3 protein-coding genes are annotated in these 3,369 nt (G+C 73.8%); 1 reads left to right on the top strand and 2 read right to left on the bottom strand.

Going from position 1 to position 3,369, the window contains the following annotated elements; genetic code table 11:
* Positions 1 to 59 precede the first annotated feature (59 nt).
* Entirely contained in the window at positions 60 to 416 is a 357-nt protein-coding gene (locus tag EAO72_RS39910) for a VOC family protein (protein WP_148021867.1), read from the top strand.
* Between the two features lie 13 nt (positions 417 to 429).
* On the opposite strand, the gene EAO72_RS39905 is transcribed toward EAO72_RS39910, so the two are convergent.
* Together EAO72_RS39905 and EAO72_RS39900 are read right to left on the bottom strand one after the other, a co-directional pair.
* Positions 430 to 2,409, bottom strand: a complete 1,980-nt coding sequence (locus EAO72_RS39905; RefSeq protein ID WP_148021866.1) for a DUF5107 domain-containing protein — start codon at positions 2,407 to 2,409, stop codon at positions 430 to 432.
* 96 nt (positions 2,410 to 2,505) lie between these two features.
* On the bottom strand, positions 2,506 to 3,366 hold the full coding sequence (locus EAO72_RS39900; protein ID WP_148021865.1) for an arginase family protein: 861 nt from the start codon (positions 3,364 to 3,366) through the stop codon (positions 2,506 to 2,508).
* Positions 3,367 to 3,369: the final 3 nt, after the last annotated feature.

Genomic DNA, 3,369 nt, shown 5'->3' with positions numbered 1-3,369 from the left:
CCTCTCCCCCTCCCCCGAATCGATCACACACCGCTGACCGGCCAACTACCCTGTTCGGCATGGAAATCCTGGGAACCACGCTGCGTATCTGCGTCGACGACCTGGAGGCCGCGGTGGCCTTCTACGAGGACCTCACGGCCAGTCCGGCGCTGCGCTTCGAGCGCGGCGGGGTGTCCGTCGCCGCCATCGGCTGCTTTCTGCTGATGAGCGGCCCCGAGTCCGAGCTGGAGATCCTGCGCAAGGTGACAGCGACAATCGCGGTGAAGGACGTCGACGAGGCCCACGCCTCCCTGACCCGGGTCGGCGCGCGCGTCATCGCGGGCCCGGTGCCCACCCCGGCCGGCCGCAACCTGATCGCGGTGCACCCGGACGGCTCGGTCTTCGAGTACGTCGACCGCAACCGGCCGGCCGGCTGACCCTGCCCCGCCGTCAGCCCCGCGGCCTCATCCGGTAGTTGTACGCGTCCGGCAGCGGTTCTCCGGTGTGCGCGGTGAGTTCGGCCCACACCTCGTCCAGGATCTCCGCGCCCTCGCGCAGATCGGCGACCTCGAAGCCCTCGTCGAACAGGGCGCGGGCCGCCGCCCGGTCGCCCTCGGCGAGCAGGAGGCGCGCCTCCAGGAGACGGAAGCGGCCCCGGAGACGGATGTCCGGGAGCAGGCCGGTCCAGACCGCGCGGGCACCGGCGGTGCGGCCCGCGGCCAGCAGCGCCTCGATCGCCTCCCGGCCGAGGGCGGCCGTGGCCGCCGTCCATGCCTCGCCCTCGTCGCGCCGCTCCGCACACAGGTCGTCGAACGCCTCCATGTAGTGGTCGGCCGCCCTGTCCCGCTGGCCGCTCTCCTGGGCGGCCACGGCGAGACAGCGCAGCAGCGGCCAGCGGGACGGAGCGAGGGCCAGTCCGCGCTCCCAGCTGCGCACCGCCTGGGCGCGGTCGTCGGCATGCCACTGGGCGACGCCGAGGTGGTATTCGGTGAGCGGTTCGGCGGAGGCCGTCTCCAGCATGTCGCGCCAGTGCGGGGAGACCAGGCTGGGCCCGGGCGGGGCGACGCGGCGCGGTTCGGGGAAGGCGCCCTGCTCCAGGAGCTGGAGCCAGGGTTCCTGCTGTTCGCCGAGCGTCGACGGCGCGAACGGGGTTCCGGGCAGCTTGTAGCCGGCGCGGCGTACTTCGAGGGCGCCCCAGCCCGAGCCGGTGGCGAGCATCTCGCCCGGCTCCGTGTCGGCGCAGCGCCGCCACACCTCGTACGCGGCGTCCACGGCGGCGCGCGGCAGTGCCTCGGCGAGCCGCTGCTCGGCCTCGGCCCGGGCAGCCGCCCAGTCCGCGCCATGCACGGCATCGGGGTCGGCGGCGAGCGGCCCGTACGACTCCAGCCAGCTGAACTCCCCGCCGGGCTCCAGCGGCACGTGCTCCAGCTGGGTCCGGGCCAGCCCGGCCTGGATCTCCGCGTAGCCGGTGGTGCCGGGTTCGGTGAGCCACTCCTGCCAGCGGCGGCCACCGGGCCCGCTGCCCCAGAGGAAGAGCTTGCGGCCGCGCAGCAGGTCGGTGGAGGTCTGGACGAGGCCGCGGCCGTGCTCGTCCAGGGAGGCGATCCAGCGGCGGGCGCCGTCGGGCACCTCGTAGAAGTAGTCCGCCGGGAAGTCGCCGCGCAGCGGGTACGTCCGGTCGACGCCCCCGGTCTCGGGCATCGGGACCCGGGTCAGCGTCCGCTCGTATCCGAAATGCCAGGCCTCCTCGGCGGGCGCGAGGACCCGGGTGTGCTCGCCCTCCGGGACGGCGATGTTGGACCACCAGTAGACGGGTGCGGGGTGTTCGTGCGGGTTGCGTATGCGTACGCCGACGTGAAGGAAGTCGGAGTCCTCCGGCAGCCACAGATCGACCTGGAACGGCAGGTCGCGCAGCCGCTCCCACTCCCAGAGCCGGACCATCTCGCCGCCGTCCGGCGCCGGGACCCGGGCGGCGTGCACCGGGGCGCAGGACAGGGTGGTGTGCCCCGTCGCGCCGATGTTCCACTCGATGCCGCCGGAGAACCAGGCGCCGTTGAGCGCGAAGTCGGCGGGCTGGAGCACGGGGTTGGCGTAGACGAGGTCGCGGCCGTCCGCCTTGTGGACGAGGGAGTGGATGCGCCCGCCGAGCCCTGGGAGCACGGTGGCCCGCAGCCGGTCGTTCTCGATGACGATCGCGTCGAGGTCCGTGGGCGTGCGCTCGCGTCCGTAGCCGTCGAGGATCCTGACGGGAAGGACGGTGGCGAGGGGTTCGTGGCCGATCTGGCGTGCCATGTCGCGGGGCAGTGCCGCCCGGTCCCGGTCGTCGACGACATGCATCTCGTCCAGGGGCCGCAGCGCGGGCAGCGGATTCTCCGGCCCCGTCGCCGCTGCGGGCAGGGTCAGTACGGTGCGTCGTACGGTGGTGGCCACGGCAACCTCGCTCCCTCGCGCGGGCCGCCGCAGGTCCGGGCGCCCCCCGATGACCATGGAACACGCTGGACGCCGCCCGGACCAGGGGATCGGCCGTCAGACTTCGGCAAAAGCAGCGACGACCAGGTCGGTGAGCAGCGCGCCGGCCGTGCCGTCCGGGTCGAGATCGGGGTCGTAGACCGTGACGTTGAGGCCGACGCAGCGGGGCGAGGCGACCAGCGTCCTCAGCAGGGTCCCGAGTTCGCCGGGGAGCAGTCCGCCGTCGTCCGGGCTGTCGACTGCGGGCATGACCGAGGGGTCGAGGACGTCGGCGTCCAGGTGCACCCAGTACCCGTCGAGCTCCGGGCTTTCCAGGCTCCGCACGATGCCGCCCGCCAGTGCGGTGGCACCCTGCTCGCGGATCTCCCCGACGGTCGCCACGGGGATCTTCAACTCGGCGAGCTCGGTGCGGTCCTCGTCGTAGTCGCGGATGCCGAGGACCCGCACGTCCTCGTCCCTGAGATAGGGCCGCAGCCCTTCCAGTCCGGCGAGGTCGTCCTGCCCCCGCCCGGTGGCGATGGCCAGCTCCTCACCGGCGGCGGCACCGATCCCGCCGCCGTTGCCCGCATGCCGGAAGTCGGCGGACCCGTCGACCGACACCAGTCCGTACCGCCCGATCCGGCGCAGAGCGAGCGAGGCGCCCAGCTGGATGGAGCAGTCCCCGCCCAGGACGAGGAGGAAGTCAGCGGCACGCACGTGCTGCTCGACGCGGTCGGCGAGGGTGCGGGTGTACCGGGCGATCGCGGCGGCGTTGAACACCCCGTCGCCCTCCTGCCACGCCCCGCGGTCGTAGCGGGGCGGTACGACGACCCCGCCCTCGGACGCGCCGAGCCGCTGCACGATCCGCTGCTCGCGCAGGGCACCGGCGAGCTTGTAGCAGCCGGGGACGGTGCCCTGCGCGAGCAGCGGATCGTGCAGCGG

It is taken from the genome of Streptomyces sp. OR43 (assembly GCF_008042275.1).
GTDB lineage: Bacteria > Actinomycetota > Actinomycetes > Streptomycetales > Streptomycetaceae > Streptomyces.
The sequence above is the reverse complement of the archived record's forward strand: the minus strand, read 5'-3'. Positions and strand labels throughout refer to the sequence as shown.

What these genes read in the sequence shown, in the direction of transcription:
- EAO72_RS39910 (WP_148021867.1), top strand. Translation starts at nt 60, where the DNA reads ATGGAAATCCTGGGAACCACGCTGCGTATCTGCGTCGACGACCTGGAG.